The sequence below is a fragment of the Pseudonocardia halophobica genome (assembly GCF_050948485.1).
Taxonomy (GTDB): domain Bacteria; phylum Actinomycetota; class Actinomycetes; order Mycobacteriales; family Pseudonocardiaceae; genus Pseudonocardia; species Pseudonocardia halophobica.
This window is the reverse complement of record NZ_CP192046.1, coordinates 350,756-371,225: the sequence shown is the minus strand read 5'-3', so window position 1 is coordinate 371,225 and position 20,470 is coordinate 350,756. Positions and strand designations below refer to the sequence as shown.

Genomic DNA, 20,470 nt, shown 5'->3' with positions numbered 1-20,470 from the left:
CCCGCGGCCGGATCCCGGTAACGTCGGTCACGGGGGCGGGTGCGGGAGGAGGCCGGTCGTGTCCAAGGTCGTGCTGCGGGTCGCGCAGATCGTCGGGGTGCTGGTGCTGGCGGGGATCGCGATCAGCGTGGCCGTCGGGCTTGTCCAGTGGATATTGGGGATCGCCCTGATCGTCGCGATCCCGGTGGGGGCGTACTGGATCTACAAGCAGGTGAAGGCGCGCAGGCAGCCGCCGGCGCTGGCCGCGGGCGCGCCCGTCACGCTCGGCCCGGGCAGCAGGGCGACCGACCGGCGCGCGGAGCTCGAGGGGCGCGCGGTGATCGACGCCGCCGGCCGCTGCGGCTGGTGCGGCTCGGCGACGCTGCACAAGGACGAGTTCGGCTTCCCGACCACGCCGCTCAAGTACCACCGCGCCGAGATCGACGCGATGCTCTGATCGGCTTCGTCAGCTGCCCGGCAGCTTGACCACGCTGACGAAGAAGTGGTCGATCTGCTTGATGGCCTCGATGAACCCGTCGAAGTCCACCGGCTTGGTCACGTACGCGTTGGCGTGCAGCTGGTAGCTGCGCAGCACGTCCTCCTCCGCCTGCGACGTGGTGAGCACGATGACCGGGATCGAGCGCAGCTGCTCGTCCGCCTTGACCTCGGCGAGCACCTCGCGCCCGTCGCGGCGCGGCAGGTTGAGGTCGAGCAGGATCAGGTCCGGCCGCGGGCTGTCCTCGTAGGGCGGCTCGTTGCGCAGGTAGGCCAACGCGGCGGCGCCGTCGGTGACGACGTCGAGCCGGTTGTGCAGGTGCTCCTCGAAGGCCTCGCGGGTCATGAGGACGTCGCCCGGGTCGTCCTCCACCAGCAGGACGTTGACGATGCGGGCGGGATCGGTGAGGGCTTCGCTCACGACGGGGACTCCTTGCTCGGGACCGCGCCGGCGAGGGCCGGGTCGGCGGGGGGCGGGGCGGCCGGGGACACCGGCAGGGTCAGGCGGATGGTCGTGCCGGGCTCGTCGGGCTCGCCGTGGTCGACCCAGATGCGGCCGCCGTGGAACTCGACGATCTTCTTGGCCAGGGCCAGCCCGATGCCGGTGCCGGCGTAGACGTCCCGCCCGTGGAGGCGCTGGAAGATCACGAAGATCTTGTCGTCGAACTCGGGCTCGATGCCGATGCCGTTGTCCGACACCGAGATCTCCCACTCGTCGCCGCGCCGGACGGCGCCGATGCGCACCACCGGCGGCACGTCCGCGCGGTGGAACTTCAGTCCGTTGCCGATCAGGTTCATCAGCAGCTGCTGGACGAGCGAGGGATCGCCGGGGACGGTCGGCAGGCCCTCGTCGATCACGACCTCGCCGCCGGTCTCCTCCGCCGCGGAGGCGAGCTGCGCGGCGGCGGCCCGCGCGACCCTGCCGAGGTCGACGGGCTCGAAGCCGGTGGTGGTGCGGCCGACGCGGGAGAACGCCAGCAGGTCGTTGATCAGCCGTTGCATGCGCTGGGCGCCGTCGACGGCGAACTCGATGTACTGGTCGGCCCGCTCGTCGAGCTTGCCGCCGTAGCGCCGCTGCAGCAGCTGGCAGAAGCTCGAGACCTTGCGCAGCGGTTCCTGCAGGTCGTGGCTGGCGACGTAGGCGAACTGCTCCAGGTCCCGGTTGGAGCGCTCGAGGTCGCGGGTCCGGTCGTCGAGCTGGGCGTTGGCCTCCTGCAGCTCGTCGACCTCGCGCCGGATGTGGGAGCGCATGGCCTCGACGTCCGCCCCGAGCTCCACGAGCTCGCGCGGGCCGCTGCCGAGCACGCGGGTGCCGACGGAGCCCTCGACGACCTGGCGCGTCTGCGCCGCGAGCCGGCGGATCGGGCTCAGGATGACCTTGCGCAGCCCGATCGAGGCGAGCAGCAGGAACACCGCCGCCACCGCCGTGATCGTGATCCCGACGACGGCGAGGAAGGTGATCGACGAGTCCAGCCGCTGGCGGGCCGCGAGCCGCTCGGTCTGCAGGTCGTCGATCAGCATGGCCGAGGCCACGCGGACGCGGTCGAAGAGCAGCCGGCCCTCCTCGGCGTCGGGCGTCGGCGCACCGGCCCGGGCGGCCGCGATGGTGGGCTCGGCGTAGTCGCGGCGCCATGCGTCCCCGGCGGCCTCGACCTCCTGCAGGTTCGCCGCGAGGCGCGCGTCCGGGAACCGGTCCAATGGCTGCAGCGCGGCGACGGCGGCCGCCTCGGCCTGCCGGCCGTTCACGTAGGGCGCGAGGAAGACGTCGTTGGGGGCGATGGTGAACCCGCGCACCCCGGTCTCCTGGTCGCGCACCGCCGACGACAGGTTCTGGCTCGCGGTGACGGCCGGGGCGACCTCGTCGTAGAGCACGGTGCGCGCGTCGGCGATCCGGACAACGGCCCAGGCACCGAGCACGACGGCGAGCACCGAGAGCACCCCGAGGACCGTGGCGCCGACGGTGAACCACCGGCGCAGCGTCCAGCGCTGCTGCGCGTCCTCCATCGTGGCGGGGTCGAGGCGCAGGCGGACCGGGCCGCGGCGCCGGGGGGCGGCGGGCGCGCTCACTCGTCCCCCGCGAGGTCCGTGAGCAACAGCATGGCGACGTCGTCGGCGAGCGGGCCGCCGTTGATCCGCTCGACGTGTTCGACGAGCCTGCCCGGGAGCTCGGACATCGGGGTGTCCCGCTCCTTCCCGAGCACGTCGATCAGGCCCTCCTGCCAGAGCAGCTCGTCGGGCCGCTCGCCGCGGCCCTCGATCAGCCCGTCCGTGAACAGCAGCAGCGCCCACCCCGGCATCAGCTCGAGGATCTCGGGCTCCCACTTCGCGTCCTGCAGGACGCCGAGCGGCACGCCGACGCGCGGCCGCAACGACACCGGGCCGGGGCGCAGCGACACGGGCGGCGGGTGGCCGGCCGAGCGGAGCAGCACGCGGCTGCCGCCCTCGGGGGCCGGGTCGATCGTCAGGGTGCAGACCGTGGTGAACAGCGTGCGCTCGTGCCGCTCGCTGACCAGCACCTCCTGCAGGTTCGGCAGGACCTGCGGCTCGTCGACCCCGGCCAGCACCAGGGCCCGCCAGGAGACCCGGAGCAGGGCGCCGAGCGCGGCCTCGTCCGGACCGTGGCCGGACACGTCGCCGATGATCGCGTGCACCGTGCCCGACGGCCCGCGGACGGCGTCGAAGAAGTCCCCGCCGATCACTGCGCGGGTGCGCCCGGAGCGGTAGAAGGAGCGGCCGTGCACGACGCTGCCGTCGAGCAGCAGCGACGGCAGCAGGCCGCGCTCGAGGCGCACCGACTCCGCGGCCACGAGCTGCTCCTCGCGGAGCCGGACCATGCTGGCCTCGGCCCGCCGGCGCTCGACGGCGTAGCGGATCGCGCGGATCAGCACGGCCCCGTCGGCCTTGTTCTTGACCAGGTAGTCCTGCGCGCCGACTCCGACCGCGGCGATGCCGAGGTGCTCGTCGTCGAGCCCGGTGAGCACGCAGACGGCCGCGGACGGGTCCGCCTGCAGCACCTCGCGCAGCCCGTCGAGCCCGCTGACACCGGGCAGGTTCAGGTCCAGGAGCACGCAGTCCGCGGCGGGCAGCAGGTTCCGCTCGACGACGGCGCGCACCGACTCGGCGACGGTGACCCGCACCGACGGGTCGACCTCGGCGAGCAGTTCCTGCACGAGGAAGACGTCGCCCGGGTCGTCCTCGACCAGCAGGACCCGGTGGCTGGCCGCACCGGGCAGGGGTCGGGTCACGAACGGCCTCTCGGTCGGTGGAGCGGACCGCCAGCCTAATGGGACGCGGACGATCTCAGGCCGCGGGAGCACCCGCGAGCGTGCCCAGGACCGAGGTGAACAGACCCAGGCCCTGCTCGGAGGGCCCGGTGAGCAGGTCGATCGCGTGCTCCGGGTGCGGCATGAGGCCCACGACCCGGCCGTTCTCGGAGGTGACGCCCGCGATGTCCGCCGCGGAGCCGTTGGGGTTGCCGCCGACGTAGCGGAACACCACGCGGCCCTCGGCCTCCAGCGCCTTCAGCGTGTCCGGCGCGGCCACGAAGCGGCCCTCGGCGTTCTTCACCGGGACGAGGATCTCCTCGCCACGGGTGAACCCGCTGGTCCAGGCGGTGTCGGCGTTCTCGACGCGGAGCTTCTGGTCCCGGCAGACGAAGTGCAGCTTCTCGTTGCGGGTCAGCGCGCCCGGCAGCAGCCCGGCCTCGCAGAGGATCTGGAAGCCGTTGCAGATGCCGAGGACCGGCAGGCCCTTCGCCGCACCCTCGACGACCTCGCGCATGATCGGTGCGAGGCTCGCGATGGCGCCGGCGCGCAGGTAGTCGCCGTAGGAGAAGCCGCCGGGGACGACGACCGCGTCGACCTCCTGCAGATCGTGGTCGCCGTGCCAGAGCGCGACGGGCTCGGCGCCCGCGTAGCGGACCGCCCGCGAGGCGTCGACGTCGTCGAGCGTGCCGGGGAAGGTGATGACCCCGATCCGCGTGCTCATACCCGCGTCACCGTCCAGTCCTCGATCACCGGGTTGGCCAGCAGGTCGCCCGCGATGCGGTGCAGGGTCTCGTCGTCGATCGAGTCGTCGACCTCGAGCTCGAAGTGCTTGCCCTGCCGCACCTCGATGCCGGACACACCGATCCGGGTGAGCGCGCGGGAGACCGCCTGGCCCTGCACGTCCAGGATCTCGGGCTTGGGCATCACGTCCACGACCACTCTCGCCACGCCGTCAAGCGTACGGTGAACTGCGACGACGACGGCGCCCCGCCCGGGTGAGGCTGGTGACACGCGGCCCGCACGTGCCGGGCGCCGCGCAGCGGAGCAGGGTGGGGGCATGCAGCTCACGCACTACGGCCACGCCTGCGTGCTGGTCGACACCGGCTCCGCCCGCCTGCTGTTCGACCCGGGCGCCTTCTCCACCGGTTTCGAGTCGCTGACCGGCCTCGACGCGGTCCTGGTGACCCACCAGCACTTCGACCACCTCGACGCCGACCGGCTCACCGCGCTCCTGCGCGCCAACCCGGACGCCCGGCTGATCGTCGACGACGGCACCGCCGAGCAGCTCGACGGCCCGGAGTACGAGACCACCGCCCCGGGCGCGGTGCTCGAGGTCGCCGGCGCGCGGATCGAGGTGGTCGGGAACGGCGACCACGCGGAGATCCACCGGGACATCCCGATCATCCGCAACAACGGCTACCTGGTCGACGACGCCCTGCTGCACCCGGGCGACGCCTACGTCCCGCTGCCCGAGGGCCGCGACCCCGTCGCCACCCTGCTGCTGCCGACGGGCGCGCCCTGGCTCAAGGCCGGCGACGCCGTGGACTACCTGCGCGCCATGACCCCACGCACCGCGGTCCCGATCCACGAGGCGGTGCTCGCCAACCCGGCGATGCACTACGGCCTGTTCACCAACCTCGCACCGGAGGGGACCACGGTCGAGGTGCTGGACCGGGAGAAGGCCACCACCGTCCGACCCTTGACCTGAACCGCACTTCACCTCCGAGGGTGGGTTTCGGCGACGACCCGAGGAGGAGACGTGCTGGTCATCAGGGTGGACGAGTTCGGCGGTCCCGAGGTGCTGCGGCCGGTGGAGGTGCCCGACCCGGTCGCGGGGCCGGGCGAGGTCGTGGTGGAGGTCGAGGCCGCCGGCGTGCTGACCCTCGACACGATCATCCGGCGCGGCGCCGCCGGCCCGCGGTTCGCGACCCCGCTCCCCTACGTCCCCGGGCGCGGGGCGGCGGGCCGGGTACGCGCGGTCGGTGAGGGCGTGGACCCGGCCTGGTTGCGGCGCCGCGTGCTGGCCGACGTCGAGGGCGGCGCGTACGCCGAGCAGCTCGTCGCGCCCCTGACCTCCGTCCTCCCCGTCCCCGACGGGCTCGGCGCGGCCGAGGCGATGGTGCTGCTGCACGACGGCGGCACCGCGCTGGCCCTGTTCGGCGACCTCGGCGTGCGGCCCGGCGAGCTCGTGCTCGTGCTGCCGGCGGCGGGCGGGGCGGGCAGCCTGCTCGTGCAGCTCGCGCGGTCGACCGGGGCGCGGGTGATCGGTGCGGCGCGGGGCGCGGAGAAGCTCGCGCTGGTCCGCTCGCTCGGCGCGGACCTCGCCGTCGACTACGGCGAACCGGGGTGGGCGGACGCCGTGCGCCGCCGGGCCGGCCAGGTCGACGTGGTGCTGGACGGCGTGGGCGGCGCGCTCGGCCGGGCGGCGTTCGGGCTGGTCGGCAAGGGTGGCCGCTACTCCAACTACGGCGTCGCGGGTGGCGGTCCGACCGAGGTGGACCCGGTGGAGGCGCACTCCCGGGGGATCGACGTGCGGGGGACGGAGCAGCTCGCCGGGTTCGGGGGCGGCCGGCGGGCCCGTCAGGAACGGATGCTGCGGGAGGCGGCGGCGGGCCGGATCCGGCCGGTGGTGGGGCGGCGCTTCCCGCTGGCGAAGGCGGCGGACGCGCACACCGCGCTGCAGGAACGCGAGGTCGCGGGCAAGGCCGTGCTGATCCCCTGAGCCCGAGGTCGGCACCTCCCGGCCGCACATCCCGGGACGACGGGAACGTGCGGTTCAACGACCGGAGGTGCCGACCCGCGTGTGGCCCTACTGCTGACCGATGTCGAGCCAGACGTACTCACCCACGAAGCGCTCCAGCACCGTGGCGTCGATGTTGTCCTTGGCCCACTGGCGGGCGACCTCGTCGGCGGCCTCGGCCTCCGCCTGCGACGCCCAGGCGCTCATCGAGATGATCTTCCCCTCCTGGGTCATCACCCCGTAGGCGAGGTAACCGGGCTGGGCCTGCATGAGCGGCAGGACGCCGGCCTTCGCCTTCTCGATCATCTCCTGCTCGTCACCGGCGAACGAGTAGATGACACAGCGGCCGTGCGGCATGTCCCTCTCCCTTCTCGCGGTCCTGCGGGAGCCGGACAGGGTCCTCCGACGATCGTGGAAGCGCCAGGGGCCTCAGGCGGTGCGGACGGCCGGGGTCGCGGACAGCGCGGCGTAGGTGGTGGGCCAGGCCCCCTCGGCGAGGACGGCGTCGACCGTCCCCCGCACCGTGCGGACCCGGTCGTCGCGGCGGAGGTCCTTGGCGCGCACGCCGATCCGCACGACACCCGCCCGGCGGGCGATCCGCACGGCCTCGGCGTGCAGCACCCGGCAGCGCCAGGACTCGGCCCGCCGCCGGTCGTCGCCGGACACCACGGCGTCGAGCCGGAAGCCGAGGGCGCGCGCCCGCAGGAGCACGCCGTCGTCGAAGAGGTGGACGCCGCCGTCGTCGAGGCACATGCGGAAGCCCTGTTCGCGCACCGCCTCGACGGTGCCGGGCGAGGCGAGCCAGCGCGGCGCGGCGAACACGGCGGTGCCGAGCCCGAGCCCGGTGAGCGCGCGCCGGGCGGCGGTGAGCCGGAGGCCGGCCTCGTGCCGGGGCAGCACGGCGAACTCGCCCTTGCGCCCGACGCCGCCGCGCCGCGCGGGGTCCGGGGTGTGGTCGTAGCCGTGCAGGGCGAGCTCGTCGGCACCGCGGGTGCGCTCGCGCAGCCACCCCAGCAGCTCGGGCGACGGCGGCCCGTCCGGCGAGGCGGGCTGCAGCAGGTGGGTCAGCGGGACGCCGCGCAGGTCGAGGTCGGCGGCCAGCGCGCGGGCGCGGGGCAGGGCGTCGGCCCGGGAGTCGGTGAGCCCGGAGAGCGAGACGACCAGTCGAGCGGGCATGCCCCGAAGGGAACGCTCCCGATGTGAACGCCCGACGACCCTGACGTGAGAACCGCATTATGGTTCCACAACGCTCGACAACCGGCTCTGACGTGGCGTTATGGAACCATGATGCGCCAGAACCCGGTCCAAGATCGCGTTGTGGAAACCATACTGCGGCTCCTGAGCGGGGCTATCGCCAGGGCGTGCCGGTGATCCGCTCGTAGACCTCGGCGTAGCGGGCGCGGACGGCCGCGATCACCTCCGGCGGGACCTCGGGGCCGGGCTCGGTCTTGTCCCAGCCCGTCGAGAGCGCCCACTCCCGCGCGTACTGCTTGTCGAAGCTGAACTGCGGGCGGCCGGGCTCCCACTGGTCGGCGGGCCAGAACCGCGACGAGTCCGGCGTGAGCACCTCGTCGCCCAGCACGATCCGCCCGTCGGCGTCCCGGCCGAACTCCAGCTTGGTGTCGGCGAGCAGGATCCCGTTCTTCTCCGTGATCTCCGCGCCCATCCGGTAGACCTCGAGCGTGAGGTCCCGGATCCGGGCCGCGGTCTCGGCGCCGACCAGGTCCTCGACCTGCGCGAACGTGATCGCCTCGTCGTGCTGCCCCTTCGGCGCCTTGCTCGAGGGCGTGAAGATCGGCTCGGGGAACCGCGACCCGTCCTCCAGCCCGGGCGGCAGCGCGATGCCGGACACGGTGCCGGTCTCGCGGTACTCCTTGAGGCCGCCGCCGGTCAGGTAGCCGCGGGCCACACACTCGACCGGCAACATCTCCAGCCGCCGGCACCGCACGGCCCGGCCCGCGAACTCCTCGGGGACGTCCGTGGAGCTCAGGACGTGGTGCGGCACGAGGTCCGCGACCTTGTCGAACCACCACAGGGAGAGCGAGGTGAGGATCTTGCCCTTGTCCGGCACCGGCGTCGGGAGGATGACGTCGAACACCGACAGCCGGTCCGACGCGACCAGGACGATGTCGCCCCGGTCCTCGTAGATGTCCCGGACCTTGCCGGAGTGCAGCAGCTTCACAGGATCGCTCCGGGGGTGTACGCCGCGGCCTCGGGCAGCGCGTCCGTGATCTCCGCGACCTGCGCGACCACCGCGGCGACCTGCGCGGTCGCGGCGCCGGTGAAGGACAGCGGGTCGGCGAGCAGCCCGTCGAGCAGGCCCGCCGGGAGCCCCAGGCGCTCGTCGGCCTGCAGGCGCTCGACCAGGTCGTTGTCCTGCTGGCCCTTCTCCCGCATCGCGAGCGCGACGCCGACCGCGTGCTCCTTGATCACCTCGTGCGCGGTCTCCCGGCCGACCCCGGCCCGCACCGCCGCCATCAGCACCTTGGTGGTGGCGAGGAAGGGCAGGTAGCGGTCCAGCTCGCGGGCGATCACGGCCGGGTAGGCGCCGAACTCGTCGAGCACGGTCAGGGTGGTCTCGTAGAGGCCGTCGAGGGCGAAGAAGGCGTCGGGCAGCGCGACCCGGCGGACGACGGAGCAGAACACGTCGCCCTCGTTCCACTGCGCCCCGGCCAGCTCGGCGGCCATCGACGCGGTGCCGCGCAGCACGACCTGCAGCCCGTTGATCCGCTCCGCGGAGCGGGTGTTCATCTTGTGCGGCATCGCGCTCGACCCGACCTGGCCGGGCTTGAAGCCCTCGGTCGCGAGCTCCTGGCCCGCCATCAGCCGGATCGTGGTGGCGAGCGACGACGGCGCCGCGCCCAGCTGCACGAGCAGCGAGCAGACGTCGTGGTCGAGCGAGCGGGGGTACACCTGCCCGACGCTGGTGAACACGCCCGCGAAACCGAGGTGCCCGGCGACCCGGGACTCGAGCTGCGCCAGCTTGGCGGCGTCGCCGTCGAGCAGGTCGAGCATGTCCTGGGCCGTGCCGACCGGGCCCTTGATGCCGCGCAGCGGGTACCGCGCCCGCAACTCCTCCAGCCGCCGGTACGCGACGAGCAGCTCGTCGGCGGCGGAGGCGAACCGCTTGCCGAGCGTGGTGGCCTGGGCCGCGACGTTGTGGCTGCGGCCGGCCATGACCAGCTCGGCGTACTCCGACGCCCGGCGCGCCAGCCGGGCCAGCACCGCGACCGTGCGGTCCCGCACCAGCTCCAGGGACAGCCGCATCTGCAGCTGCTCGACGTTCTCGGTGAGGTCGCGGCTGGTCAGGCCCTTGTGCACCTGCTCGTGGCCGGCGAGGGCGTTGAACTCCTCGATCCGGGCCTTCACGTCGTGCCGCGTGACGCGCTCGCGCTCGGCGATCGAGGCGAGGTCGACCTGCTCGACCACGCGCTCGTAGTCGGCGATCGCCTGCTCCGGCACGTCGACACCCAGATCGCGCTGCGCCTTGAGCACCGCGATCCACAGGCGCCGCTCCAGCACGATCTTGTACTCGGGCGACCAGATCTCGACCAGCTCGGGGCTCGCGTACCGCGCGGCCAGCACGTTGGGGATCACGTCTGACCAGGGTACGTGGCTACAGAACGCGCAGGAGCGCCGCCCGCGCGGTGGCCCGCGGGTCGGGGTCGGCCTCGATCAGCGCGGACAGCACCGCGCCGTCGACGACCTCGATCACCCGCCGCAGCCCGCCCGTGTCGAGCGGGTGCCCGGCACGGGCCAGGGCCTCGGTGAGCAGGCTGTCGAGCTCGGCGCGCAGGGTGCGCATGAGCGGGGCGAGGTAGGGCCGCCGCCCGGCCCCGACGAGCTGCTCGTAACGCAGCAGCACCGCGTCGAGCCCGCCCTTGCGGGAGTCCCGGCCCAGCAGCTGGTCGAGCACCAGCTCGAGCGGGTCGGCCTCGGTGCCGGCGTCGAGCTCCGCGCGGCCGGCCGCGAGCTCCTGCCGGCTGGTGAGCTCGACCGCGGCCGTGACCAGCTCGTCGAGCGAGTCGAAGTAGTACGTCGTGGAGGCGAGCGGGAGCCCGGCGCGTTCGGCGACCGCACGGTGCCGGACGGCGCCGAAGCCGCCCTCGCGGAGCAGCTCGCCCGCGGCCTCGGTGAGCGCCTGCCGGCGGCGCTCGCCCTTCTCCGTGGTCACGCCGCCAGTCTGCCCTGTGGTCCGCCGCTCACAGCCGGGGGCCGAGCGCCTCCGCCACCGACCGGACGTCGTCGGCGAAGGGGACGCCGCCGGAGTCCGCGTCGCCGCGCGAGGTCACCACCACGGTGCCGCCCGAGGCGGTCGGCACCTCCGCGGTGACCCAGCCGACGGCGGTCGCGGTCTGGGCGGGCGGCTCCCCCGCCGGGGTGTAGACGACGGTGAGCAGGCCGGTCAGCGCGCCGTCCGTCACCTCCAGGTTGACCTCGCGGCCGCCCCCGGGCCGGCAGATCATCGTGGTCGGCGCCTCGCGCGCGCCCGCCAGCCCGGGCAGCGCCGCCTCGACCAGCGCCCGCAGCTCCGGGTCCTGCGGGTTCACGCAGTCCCCCGCGGCCGGGCCCAGCGGCGCTCCCGACCAGGGCGCCGACGGGGCCGCCGCGGCCCGCGGTGCCGCCGCGTCGGCCGCCGAACCGGGTCCCGCCTGCTCGGCCCGCTCGGGCGCCGGGGCCGCCGCCGAGGTCGTGGTGCCGCCGTCGCGGGTGAGCACGACCCCGGTCGTCACCCCGCCGGCCAGCACGATCACCGCGGCGGCGACACCGCCGGCGACCAGCATCCGGTGCCGCCGGGCGAGCCGCTGCGAGCCCGCGAGCACGTCCTCGTGGTCGAAGCCGGCCTCGGGGGCGTCCTGCACGGCGGCCCGGAAGGCGGCCGCCAGCCGGTCGTCGTCGTTCTCCATCCGGGTCACCTCCTCGTCCCGCCCCTCATCCGGCGGCCCGGAGGTCGTCGAGCGTGTCCCCCAGGATCGCCCGCAACGCCGCCAGCCCGTGCGCGGTCTGGCTCTTCACCGTGCCGGTCGAGCAGCCGAGCGCCTCCGCCGTGGCCGCGACGTCGAGTCCCTCCAGGTACCGCAGCACCAGGACCGCGCGCTGCCGGGCCGGGACCGCGCGCAACGCGTCGACCAGCGCCGTCCGCGTGGCGACCCCGTCGGCCGACGGGCCCGTGGCCGCGCGGTCCGGGGTGATCTCGACCGGCCGCTCACGGCGCCACGGCCGGCGCGACTCGTCGACGACCGCCCGCACCAGCGTCCGCCGCACCCAGGCGTCGAGCGCCCGCGGGTCGCGGATCCGGTGCCAGTGCCGGTGCAGCGCGACGAACGCCGACTGCGCGTGGTCGTCCGCCCGGTGCCAGTCCCCGCACAGCAGGAAGGCCGTGCGGCGCACGGCGTCGCGGCGCGCGCGGAAGTACTCCGCGAACGCGCGCTCGGCGGCGTCGTCCACCCGGCGCCCTCCCTTCGTCACCGACGTGACGGTGCGGACGCCGACCACGGTTGCATCCCGCCACAGACCTCACCCGTCCGGCCCAACGTCGTGACCTTTTCGTGACCCGACGGGACCGAGCGTGGCGGGGACTGACAGAATTCCGTCCGATGCGGACCCCGACGCGATCCCGGCGACCTGCGGCGAGAGCTGTCTCCTCGGCCGTCTCCGCCCGGGCCAAGGCGAGCAAGCCGGATCCGGACGCGCCGATCGACCTCCGGTCGGACACGGTCACCCGGCCGACCCGCGAGATGCGCGTGGCGATGGCCGACGCCGAGGTGGGCGACGACGTCCTCGACGGCGACCCCACGCTGCGCGAGCTGGAGGAGCGGGTCGCGGGGATCCTCGGGGCGTCCGCCGCCCTGTGGACGCCGAGCGGCTCGATGGGCAACCTCATCGCGCTGATGTCGCACCTGCACCGCGGCGACTCGTTCCTCGCGCCGAAGGGCGCCCACGTGCTCGACGCCGAGCTCGGGACCGCGGCCTGGCTGGCCGGCGGCATGCCGCAGCCGCTCGACCACGACGCCGGGCCCGGCAAGGTCTCCGCCGCCGCGGTCCGCCGCGCCGCGGGCACCGCCGGGCCGTACTACACGCTGCGCACCCGGCTGCTGTGCCTGGAGAACACGCACAACGCCGCCGGCGGCACCGTCACCCGGCCCGAGGAGCACGCGAAGGTCGCCGGCGCCGCCCGGGCCGCCGGCCTCGCCGTGCACCTCGACGGCGCGCGGCTCTGGCACGCCGCGGTGAAGCTCGGCGTGCCGCCGGGCGCGCTGACCGTCGGCTCCGACACCGTGCAGGTATGCCTGTCGAAGGGCCTCGGCGCGCCGGTCGGGTCGGTCGTCGCCGGCTCGGTCGAGTTCGTCGAGGAGGCCCGGCGGCTGCGCAAGATGCTCGGCGGCGGGGTCCGGCAGGGCGGCGTGCTGGGCGCGGCCGGGCTGGTCGCGCTGGACCGGATCGACCGGCTGGCCGAGGACCACGCCCGCGCCGCCACGCTCGCCGCCGGCCTGCGCGAGCGGGGCTGGCGGGTGCAGGAACCCGAGACCAACATCGTGCTGGTCACCGTGGCCGACCTGGCCGGGACGATCGCCCGGTTCGCCGAGGCCGGGGTGCGGGTCAGCGCCATGTCCGGGAAGGTCCGGCTGATGACCCACGCCGACCTCACCGACCCGGACGTCAGCGCGGCGCTGGATCGGATCGGACCGCTGGAGCGGGCCGTCCGGCAGCCTGCGGCTCCAGCGCGTCGAGCCGCGCACTGAGCCGGCGCACCTCCTCGAGCAGCTGGTCGATCTTCCGCTCGGACTCGGCGAGCTCGCTCTCCGTGCGCTCGGCCGTCGTCTCGGCGGTACGCCGCAGGTTCTCGACGAACCAGCTGGCGATCGACGCCGTCACCACGCCGAGCAGCGCGATCCCGGCCACCATCAGCGTCGCCGCGATGATCCGCCCCTCGACGGTGACCGGGTAGCGGTCGCCGTAGCCGACCGTCGAGATCGTGGTGATCGTCCACCACACCGCCTCGCCGAAGGTCGTGATCGACGCATCCGGGGCGGCGCGCTCGGCGTCGTACACCGCGAGCGCCGCGACGAACCCGACGAGCGCCACGGTGCCGGTCACGTACACCGCGACCCGGCCGCGGAAGTCGTCCCGCAGCTGCCGGTTCAGCACGCTGATCACCGTGACCAGCCGCAGCACCCGCAGCTGGCGGAACATCGGCAGCAGCAGGATCGCCAGGTCGAGCAGGTGCGTGCCGACGAACCGCAGGCGCCGCCGGGCCAGCGCGAGCCGGATCAGGTAGTCCACCCCGAACACGACCCAGACCACGGTGAGCCCCGTGTCGACGGCCGCGCGCGTGTCCGGCGACAGCGAGGTGTCCAGCACCGTCCACGCGTAGCAGGCCAGGAACGCGACCGCGAGGACGGTCAGCGGCCAGTCCAGCCACCGGTTCCAGGCCGCGATGCGCGGCTCCTCGCGCTGTGCGTCCGCACGGGTCATGCGGTCACTATGACCGCTTCGCCACGAAGGGCCGCAACCGCTCGAGCGCCTCGGCGATCGGCTCGGTCGCCCCGGCGAAGGACAGCCGCACGTACCGGTGGCCGTCCACGGGGTCGAAGTCGACGCCGGGGGCGACCGCGATCCCGGTCTCGTCGAGCAGCTCGTAGGTCAACCGCATGGAGTCCTCGGTGAGATGGCCGACGTCGGCGTAGACGTAGAAGGCCCCGTCGGCGGGCGCGAGCCGCTCGATCCCCAGCGCGGGCAGGCCGCGCAGCAGCAGGTCGCGGTTCACGGCGTAGCGCTCCACGTGCGAGTCCGCCTCGGCGTAGGACTCCGGGGTGAACGCGGAGACGGCGGCGTGCTGCGGGAGCGCGGGCGGGCAGACGGTGAGGTTGCCCGCGAGCCGGTCGACGGCCCGGCGCAGCCGCTCGGGCACCAGCAGCCAGCCCAGCCGCCAGCCCGTCATCGAGAAGTACTTCGAGAAGGAGTTGACGACGACCGCCTCGCGCGAGGTCTCCCAGGCGCAGGCCGTTGCGGGCGAGCCCGCGTAGCCGATGCCGTGGTAGATCTCGTCGCTCACGAACTGGATCCCGCGCTCCTCGCAGTACCGCGCGAGCCCGGCCAGCTCCGCCGGCTCCAGCACCGTCCCGGTCGGGTTCGCCGGGCTGGCCACGATCAGGCCCTTCACCGGCTCGCCGAGCTCCTCCAGCATCGCGACGGTCGGCTGGAACCGGGTCTCCGGTCCGCACGGCAGCTCGACGACCTCGCAGCCGAGCGCGGTCAGGATGTTGCGGTAGCAGGGGTAGCCGGGGCGGGCCATCGCCACGCGGTCGCCGGCGTCGAACGCGGCGAGGAAGGCGAGGAGGAAGCCGCCGGAGCCGGCGGTCGTGACCACGACGTCCTCGGGGTCGACGGCGAGGCCGTAGGCGTGCCCGTGGTGGGCGGCGATGCCGGCCCGCAGCTCCGGGATGCCGAGGGCGACGGTGTAGCCGAGCACCTCGGTCTCCAGCGCCGCCGCGGCGGCGGCCCGGACGGGTGCGGGTGCCGGGGTGGAGGGCTGCCCGGCGGAGAGGTTGATCAGGTCACCGCGGGTGCGCTGCCGCTCGCCGGCCGCCGCCCAGACGTCCATGACGTGGAAGGGGGCGATGCCGGACCGGGCCGAGGGGCCCGCGATCCCGGGGTTCAGGGAGGTCACGCCCGCGAGCCTAAAACTCCGGGCCGGGCGGTGCGGTGCCGCCGCCGCGGACACCGCACCGCGTCACGCCCGGCCGTGAGCCCCTGGTGCCGGGCGCGGAGGCCGGACGGCGCCGGACGGGTCTTCGGGGGACCCGCCCGGGCGCCGTGGCGACCGGTGCCGGACGACGGTCAGGAGTGGCCCGCCGCCCGGCGGCGGATCAGCTCTCGAACTGGCCCGTCAGCACACCGACGACGTCGAAGACCTGCTTGTCCGTGGCGGCGACGGTCTCGTCGACGTACTCGAGGGCCGGCTCCAGCGGCGGGGTGCCGTGGGTGACGTTCTCGTCGAGGTAGGCGCCGACCGGGGCCAGCTCGGCCGCGGAGGCCGGGCCGGCGACCGCGAGCATCGCGGCCGGGGCGGCCACGGCCGCGAAGCCCAGCTTCGCGAGGGTCGGACGGGTGGTGCGGGGAGCGTGCGAACCCATGGGATCTCGCTTTCGGGGGATCGGATTCCTTCGGTACGCCGGGCACCTCGGTGTGCGCGACGACGGGGGAACCCTGGCCGTCCGGACGCTCGGTGATCAACCTGCGGCGAACGGGTTTACACGCTGTTTGCACGCCGACAACGTCGGCCCCTCGGTCCTGCTCGCTGCTCCGAACGGGCTCACCGCTGGTCCCGGACGTCCGGCACGTTTGCCGGATTTCGGGACCGTGCGGACGGCCGGCCGCAACGGCGGGGACACACCGGGGAAACCTGGGCCACGGACGCGTGAAGCGGAGATCACCGTCCGGGGACCGAGACCTCGCCCTTCTCCGCCCGCAGCGCGATGTCCGTGCGGTGGTGCGAGCCGGCGAGGTGGATGCCCTCCACCCGCCGGTAGACGTCGGCACGCGCGGCGGCGAGGTCCGGGCCGGTGCCCACCACGGACAGCACCCGGCCGCCCGCCGAGACCACTGCGCCGTCGTCCCGCCGGCGGGTGCCGGCGTGCAGCACGCCCTCGGCCTCCGCGCCGCTGATGACGTCGCCGAGCCGCGGCGTGCCCGGGTAGCCCTCGGCGGCCACGACGACCGTGACCGCCGCGCCGTCGCTCCACTCGAGCGGCGCGTGGTCGGCGAGGGTGCCGGTCGCGACGGCGTGCAGCACCCCGGCGAGCGGCGTGCGCAGCAACGCCAGCACCACCTGGGTCTCGGGATCGCCGAAGCGGCAGTTGAACTCGATGACCGCGGGGCCGTTCGAGGTCAGGGCGAGGCCCGCGTAGAGCAGGCCGCTGAACGGCGTGCCACGCCGCGCGAGCTCGTCGGCGACCGGCTGGACGACCCGGGCCACCAGCTCGTCGACGAGGCCCTCGTCGGCCCACGGCAGCGGGGCGTAGGCGCCCATGCCGCCGGTGTTCGGCCCGGAGTCGCCGTCGCCGACCCGCTTGAAGTCCTGGGCGGGGACCAGTGGCACGACGGTCGTGCCGTCGACCAGGCAGAACAGGGAGGCCTCCGGCCCGTCCAGGAAGGCCTCGAGCAGGACCGGGTGACCCTCGTCGAGCAGGTGCATGGCGTGCGCCCGCGCGATCTCCAGGTCCTCGCTGACCACCACGCCCTTGCCGGCGGCCAGCCCGTCGTCCTTGACGACGTACGGCGGGGTGAAGCCGGCCAGCGCGGCGTCCAGGTTCGCCGGGTTGTCCACGACGATCGACGTGGCCGTCGGGACGCCGGCGGCGGCCATGACGTCCTTGGCGAACTGCTTGGACCCCTCGATCCGGGCCGCCGCGGCGCCCGGACCGAACACCGGGATGCCCGCCTCGCGGACCGCGTCGGCGACGCCGGCGACCAGCGGCACCTCCGGCCCGATCACCACGAGCCCGGCGTCCCACTCCCGGGCCAGCGCCACGACGGCGGCGCCGTCACGGGCGTCGAGCCCGTGCTGCTCGGCGACCGCCGCGGTCCCCGCGTTGCCGGGGGCGCAGGCCAGCGCCGTCACCTGGGGGTCCTGCGCCAGGGCGAGGACGAGGGCGTGTTCTCGGGCTCCGCTCCCGACGACCAGTACGCGCACGGGTCGGAAGCCTAGACGCCGTGACGGCCGGTCCCGTCCCCGCCGCATGATCCCGCTCACCCGTCCGGGGCGCATCGCCCGCCCGCGTCGGTAGCCTCGCGACCCGCCGTCCGGCGTTCACGAGACCGATGCCCGGCGGTCGCATCCCCGACCCCCCGTCCGCGCAGGCTGGGAAGCAAGCCGTTTCCCGGCGAAAGGACACTCCCCCGTGCCCACCGCGCTGCTCTCCGCCCCGGCGACGCACGCTCCCCTCGTCATCGCCCACCGCGGCGCCCCCGGTCACCGGCCCGAGCACACGCTCGCCGGCTACGAGCTGGCCGCGCGGATGGGTGCCGACTACCTCGAGCCCGACCTGGTCAGCACGGCCGACGGTGTGCTCGTCGCGCGGCACGAGCCGATGATCGGCGGCACCACGGACGTCGCGGCGCATCCGGAGTTCGCCGACCGGCGCACGGTCCGCACGATCGACGGATTCACGGTCGAGGACTGGTTCGCCGACGACTTCACCCTCGCCGAGCTGCGCACCCTGCGCGCGGTCGAGCGGCTGCCGCTGCTGCGCCAGGGGAACACGGTCTACGACGGCCTGTTCCCGGTCCCCACCTTCGACGAGATCCTCGACCTGCGTGCCCGGCTCTCCGTGGAGCTGGGCCGCGAGATCGGGGTCTACCCGGAGACCAAGAGCCCGACCTACCTCGCCGGACGCGGGCTGCCGTGCGAGCCGGCGCTCGTCGCGGCGCTGCGCGCGCACGGCCTCGACCGAGCGGACTCGCCGGTCTTCGTGCAGTCCTTCGAGACCGCCAACCTGCGGGCCCTGCACGAGGAGATCCCGGTGCGGCTCGTCCAGCTTCTCGACGACGTCGGCGCCCCGACCGACCTCGTCGCCGCCGGTGACCCACGCACCTTCGCCGACCTCGTCCGGCCCGCCGGGCTGGCCGGCATCGCCGAGTACGCCACGGCCATCGGGCCCGCCAAGGAGCTGGTGATCCCGCCGGAGGGCGAGCCGACCACGCTCGTCGACGACGCGCACGCGGCCGGGCTGCTCGTGCACGCCTACACGTTCCGCAACGAGAACTCGTTCCTGCCGACCGGGATGCGGCGCACCGACCGCGAGGCCGACCACGGCGACGTGTTCGCCGAGTACCGGGCCTTCGTCGCCGCGGGCGTCGACGGCGTGTTCTCCGACTACCCCGACACCGCGGTGGCCGCGTTCAGCCTCTGACCTGACCGAGGATCGCCTCGGTCGTCGCGGCGGGCCGTTCCTGGTGCGGGAAGTGCCCCGTGCCGGGCAGGACGTGGTGCACGAACGGCCCGGTGACCCAGCGGGGCGAGACCTGCGCCGTGCGCTCCAGCAGGCAGGGATCGTCCGCGCCGTGGATCTGCAGCACGGGCACCTCGGCGGGCCGGGCGACCGCGGCCGCGAACCGGCGGCCCTCCGCGCGGAACTGCGAGCGCAGCGCCCAGCGGTAGTACTCCAGGCTGCAGTGCGCCACCGTGGAGATCAGCATGGCCTCGCGGTTGCGCCGCGCGGCCTCGGCGAAGTCCGGGCTCTCCGGCCAGTCCGGGCCCGACCAGGCCCGCATGATCCGCTCGACCCGGGCGCCGCCGTCGGCGCGCAGGGAGCGTTCGGGATGCCGCGGGAGCTGGAACCCGAGGGCGTAGCCCGCGGTCGCCCGGAACTGCCCGGTGGGGTCGCGCACCGCCGAGGCGCGGATCGCCAGCGGGTGCGGCGCGTCGACCACCGTGAGCGTGCGGACCAGCCGCGGGTGCAGGGCGGTGAGCGTCCAGGCGATCAGGCCGCCCCAGTCGTGCCCCACGACGTGCGCCTTCGGCTCGCCCAGCGCCCGGATCAGGCCCGCGACGTCGCCGGCGAGGGTCCACAGGTCGTAGCCGCGGGGCGGCTTGTCCGAGTCCCCGTAGCCGCGCAGGTCCACCGCCACGGTGCGGAACCCCTCGGCCGCGAGCGCGACGAGCTGGTGCCGCCAGGACCACCAGAACTCCGGGAAGCCGTGCAGCAGCACCACGAGCGGGCCCTCGCCCGCCTCCACGGTGTGCAGCCGGATGCCGTTGGCGGACACCGACCCGTGCCGCCAGGGGCCGCCGACCCGGACGGACGACGGCTCGGGCCGCGGACCTCCCCGACCCATCCGGTTCAGCGCGAGGTGCCGTCCAGCTGGGGCGTCCCGTTCGAGTGGGCCCTGCCCCGGCTCTGCAGCACCTCGGCCGTCTCCTTGAGCGAGGAGATCGTGCGTTCGGGCTTGCGGATCTTCTTCACCCTCAGATAGCCGATCAGCGCCGCCACGCCCGCAGCGATGATCATGATGCCGAAGACGATGCCGAAGGCCGCGGCCCGGTTCAGCCAGATCGACAGCAGCTCGCCGATGGCGAAGAAGAAGAAGAACAGGCTGAACAGGGCGATGACCAGCGCGACGATGAAGAAGACGCTGCCCTGGACACCCTTCTTGACCTCGGTCGTCACCTCGGCCTTGGCCAGCTCCACCTCGGAGCGGATCAGCGTCGAGACATGGGTGGTGACGTCGCGCACGAGGGCGCCGATCGACTGCTCGCCGGAGCCGGGAGCGGGCTCCTTCGACAGCGGGATCGACGGCAGCACGGGCGGGACGTCCGTGCCGCTGGAGCTGGTCGGGGTGGCCACCGCGGTGCCTCCTGCGTGTGTCGAGCGAATCCGCCGCACCGGCGCGGGCCGGTCGGCGAGTGGTCATCGTGCCACGGCGACCGGCGCGGTGCCTGGGCGGATGCGCGGTCCACGGTGGTCTTCCCCGGATCGTGGACGCCGAACCGGCGATCACTCGTCGGGGCGGGCGCGCAGCCTCTTGACGGCGCCGCGGCGGGCCTTCGCGTCGAGCCGCCGCCGTTGGGAGCCCTTCGTCGGCCGCGTGGGGCGCCGTGCCGGCGGATCGGCCGCGGTGGCCACGCGCAACGCCTGGGTGAGCCGTTCGCGCGCCGCCTCGCGGTTGCGGAACTGGCTGCGGTGCTCGCTCGCGACCACCGTCAGCACCCCGTCGACCAGCCGCCCGCCGAGCCGGGCCAGGGCCCGTTCCCGCAGGTCGTCGGGCAGGCTGGGCGAGTTCGCGACGTCGAAGGACAGCTCGGCCCGCGAGTCGGTGGTGTTCACGCTCTGCCCGCCCGGGCCGGACGAGCGGGAGAACCGCCAGCGGAGCTCGCGCGCGGGCACGACGACCCCACGGCGCACGAACACGCCGTCGTCGAGCTCCCCGGGACCGGTCACGGAGGCAGGATGCCCCACCTCCCCCATGGGCGAACGGCACTTTCGCT

General features: G+C 74.4%; 24 protein-coding genes. 5 read left to right on the top strand and 19 right to left on the bottom strand.

Annotated elements, in window-relative coordinates; genetic code table 11:
• Positions 1-58: 58 nt before the first annotated feature.
• Positions 59-436: a hypothetical protein gene (locus ACQP04_RS01865; RefSeq protein WP_433505354.1), complete on the top strand. Its 378-nt coding sequence runs from the start codon at positions 59-61 to the stop codon at positions 434-436.
• 9 nt (positions 437-445) lie between these two features.
• Here ACQP04_RS01865 and ACQP04_RS01860 read toward each other — a convergent pair whose 3' ends face one another.
• The 5 genes from ACQP04_RS01860 to purS are packed head-to-tail and all read right to left on the bottom strand — an operon-like array spanning position 446 to position 4,688.
• On the bottom strand, positions 446-895 hold the full coding sequence (locus tag ACQP04_RS01860) for a response regulator (RefSeq protein WP_433505353.1): 450 nt from the start codon (positions 893-895) through the stop codon (positions 446-448).
• Positions 892-2,541, bottom strand: coding sequence for a sensor histidine kinase (locus tag ACQP04_RS01855; protein WP_433505352.1), 1,650 nt, complete (start codon positions 2,539-2,541; stop codon positions 892-894). The genes ACQP04_RS01860 and ACQP04_RS01855 overlap by 4 nt, the downstream gene beginning before the upstream one ends.
• Positions 2,538-3,719, bottom strand: coding sequence for a PP2C family protein-serine/threonine phosphatase (locus ACQP04_RS01850; protein ID WP_433505351.1), 1,182 nt, complete (start codon positions 3,717-3,719; stop codon positions 2,538-2,540). Before ACQP04_RS01850 ends, ACQP04_RS01855 begins: the two co-directional genes overlap by 4 nt.
• Positions 3,720-3,774: 55 nt before the next feature.
• A complete protein-coding gene (gene purQ / locus ACQP04_RS01845; protein WP_433505350.1) occupies positions 3,775-4,461 on the bottom strand; it encodes a phosphoribosylformylglycinamidine synthase subunit PurQ in 687 nt (228 codons plus the stop codon).
• Positions 4,458-4,688, bottom strand: coding sequence for a phosphoribosylformylglycinamidine synthase subunit PurS (gene purS / locus ACQP04_RS01840; protein ID WP_433505349.1), 231 nt, complete (start codon positions 4,686-4,688; stop codon positions 4,458-4,460). The genes purQ and purS overlap by 4 nt, the downstream gene beginning before the upstream one ends.
• A 109-nt stretch (positions 4,689-4,797) precedes the next feature.
• Between purS and ACQP04_RS01835 the strand changes: the two genes are divergently transcribed.
• Positions 4,798-5,448, top strand: coding sequence for an MBL fold metallo-hydrolase (locus tag ACQP04_RS01835; protein WP_433505348.1), 651 nt, complete (start codon positions 4,798-4,800; stop codon positions 5,446-5,448).
• Between the two features lie 51 nt (positions 5,449-5,499).
• Positions 5,500-6,462, top strand: coding sequence for a zinc-binding dehydrogenase (locus tag ACQP04_RS01830; protein ID WP_433505347.1), 963 nt, complete (start codon positions 5,500-5,502; stop codon positions 6,460-6,462).
• An 87-nt stretch (positions 6,463-6,549) separates the two neighbouring features.
• Here ACQP04_RS01830 and ACQP04_RS01825 read toward each other — a convergent pair whose 3' ends face one another.
• The 7 genes from ACQP04_RS01825 to ACQP04_RS01795 form a co-directional block, all read right to left on the bottom strand.
• On the bottom strand, positions 6,550-6,837 hold the full coding sequence (locus ACQP04_RS01825) for a hypothetical protein (RefSeq protein WP_433505346.1): 288 nt from the start codon (positions 6,835-6,837) through the stop codon (positions 6,550-6,552).
• Between the two features lie 72 nt (positions 6,838-6,909).
• Positions 6,910-7,656 carry a DUF2334 domain-containing protein gene (locus tag ACQP04_RS01820; protein ID WP_433505345.1) on the bottom strand — a complete coding sequence of 249 codons (747 nt, stop codon included), beginning with the start codon at positions 7,654-7,656 and terminating at the stop codon, positions 6,910-6,912.
• A 172-nt stretch (positions 7,657-7,828) separates the two neighbouring features.
• The gene (locus tag ACQP04_RS01815; protein ID WP_433505344.1) at positions 7,829-8,662 is read right to left on the bottom strand and encodes a phosphoribosylaminoimidazolesuccinocarboxamide synthase; all 834 of its coding nucleotides are present in this window, start codon (positions 8,660-8,662) and stop codon (positions 7,829-7,831) included.
• On the bottom strand, positions 8,659-10,077 hold the full coding sequence (purB, locus tag ACQP04_RS01810; protein WP_037049477.1) for an adenylosuccinate lyase: 1,419 nt from the start codon (positions 10,075-10,077) through the stop codon (positions 8,659-8,661). The genes ACQP04_RS01815 and purB overlap by 4 nt, the downstream gene beginning before the upstream one ends.
• A 19-nt stretch (positions 10,078-10,096) precedes the next feature.
• Positions 10,097-10,654: a TetR/AcrR family transcriptional regulator gene (locus ACQP04_RS01805; protein ID WP_433505343.1), complete on the bottom strand. Its 558-nt coding sequence runs from the start codon at positions 10,652-10,654 to the stop codon at positions 10,097-10,099.
• A 28-nt stretch (positions 10,655-10,682) separates the two neighbouring features.
• On the bottom strand, positions 10,683-11,387 hold the full coding sequence (locus ACQP04_RS01800; RefSeq protein ID WP_433505342.1) for a hypothetical protein: 705 nt from the start codon (positions 11,385-11,387) through the stop codon (positions 10,683-10,685).
• A 25-nt stretch (positions 11,388-11,412) separates the two neighbouring features.
• Positions 11,413-11,928 (bottom strand): SigE family RNA polymerase sigma factor, encoded by a 516-nt coding sequence (locus ACQP04_RS01795; RefSeq protein ID WP_433508276.1) that lies wholly within the window; start codon positions 11,926-11,928, stop codon positions 11,413-11,415.
• A 290-nt stretch (positions 11,929-12,218) separates the two neighbouring features.
• Here ACQP04_RS01795 and ACQP04_RS01790 point away from each other — a divergent pair, with 290 nt between their 5' ends.
• Complete coding sequence (locus tag ACQP04_RS01790; protein ID WP_433508275.1) at positions 12,219-13,223, top strand: threonine aldolase family protein; 1,005 nt, start codon at positions 12,219-12,221, stop codon at positions 13,221-13,223.
• Here ACQP04_RS01790 and ACQP04_RS01785 read toward each other — a convergent pair.
• From ACQP04_RS01785 to purD, 4 genes are all read right to left on the bottom strand, one after another.
• A complete protein-coding gene (locus ACQP04_RS01785; RefSeq protein ID WP_433505341.1) occupies positions 13,141-13,956 on the bottom strand; it encodes an ion channel in 816 nt (271 codons plus the stop codon). The two genes, ACQP04_RS01790 and ACQP04_RS01785, sit on opposite strands and share 83 nt — an antisense overlap.
• A gap of 7 nt (positions 13,957-13,963) precedes the next feature.
• Complete coding sequence (locus tag ACQP04_RS01780) at positions 13,964-15,085, bottom strand: pyridoxal phosphate-dependent aminotransferase (RefSeq protein ID WP_433508274.1); 1,122 nt, start codon at positions 15,083-15,085, stop codon at positions 13,964-13,966.
• 265 nt (positions 15,086-15,350) lie between these two features.
• Positions 15,351-15,617 (bottom strand): hypothetical protein, encoded by a 267-nt coding sequence (locus ACQP04_RS01775; RefSeq protein WP_037049472.1) that lies wholly within the window; start codon positions 15,615-15,617, stop codon positions 15,351-15,353.
• A gap of 296 nt (positions 15,618-15,913) precedes the next feature.
• The gene (purD, locus tag ACQP04_RS01770) at positions 15,914-17,176 is read right to left on the bottom strand and encodes a phosphoribosylamine--glycine ligase (RefSeq protein ID WP_433505340.1); all 1,263 of its coding nucleotides are present in this window, start codon (positions 17,174-17,176) and stop codon (positions 15,914-15,916) included.
• 208 nt (positions 17,177-17,384) lie between these two features.
• On the opposite strand from purD, the gene ACQP04_RS01765 reads away from it, so the two are divergent.
• Positions 17,385-18,395: a glycerophosphodiester phosphodiesterase gene (locus tag ACQP04_RS01765; RefSeq protein ID WP_433505339.1), complete on the top strand. Its 1,011-nt coding sequence runs from the start codon at positions 17,385-17,387 to the stop codon at positions 18,393-18,395.
• Here the strand turns inward: ACQP04_RS01765 and ACQP04_RS01760 are convergent.
• From ACQP04_RS01760 to arfB, 3 genes are all read right to left on the bottom strand, one after another.
• Positions 18,385-19,320, bottom strand: coding sequence for an alpha/beta fold hydrolase (locus tag ACQP04_RS01760; protein ID WP_433505338.1), 936 nt, complete (start codon positions 19,318-19,320; stop codon positions 18,385-18,387). The genes ACQP04_RS01765 and ACQP04_RS01760 overlap by 11 nt on opposite strands.
• 5 nt (positions 19,321-19,325) lie before the next feature.
• On the bottom strand, positions 19,326-19,829 hold the full coding sequence (locus ACQP04_RS01755; protein ID WP_433505337.1) for a phage holin family protein: 504 nt from the start codon (positions 19,827-19,829) through the stop codon (positions 19,326-19,328).
• Between the two features lie 150 nt (positions 19,830-19,979).
• Positions 19,980-20,423: an alternative ribosome rescue aminoacyl-tRNA hydrolase ArfB gene (arfB, locus tag ACQP04_RS01750; protein WP_433505336.1), complete on the bottom strand. Its 444-nt coding sequence runs from the start codon at positions 20,421-20,423 to the stop codon at positions 19,980-19,982.
• Positions 20,424-20,470: the final 47 nt, after the last annotated feature.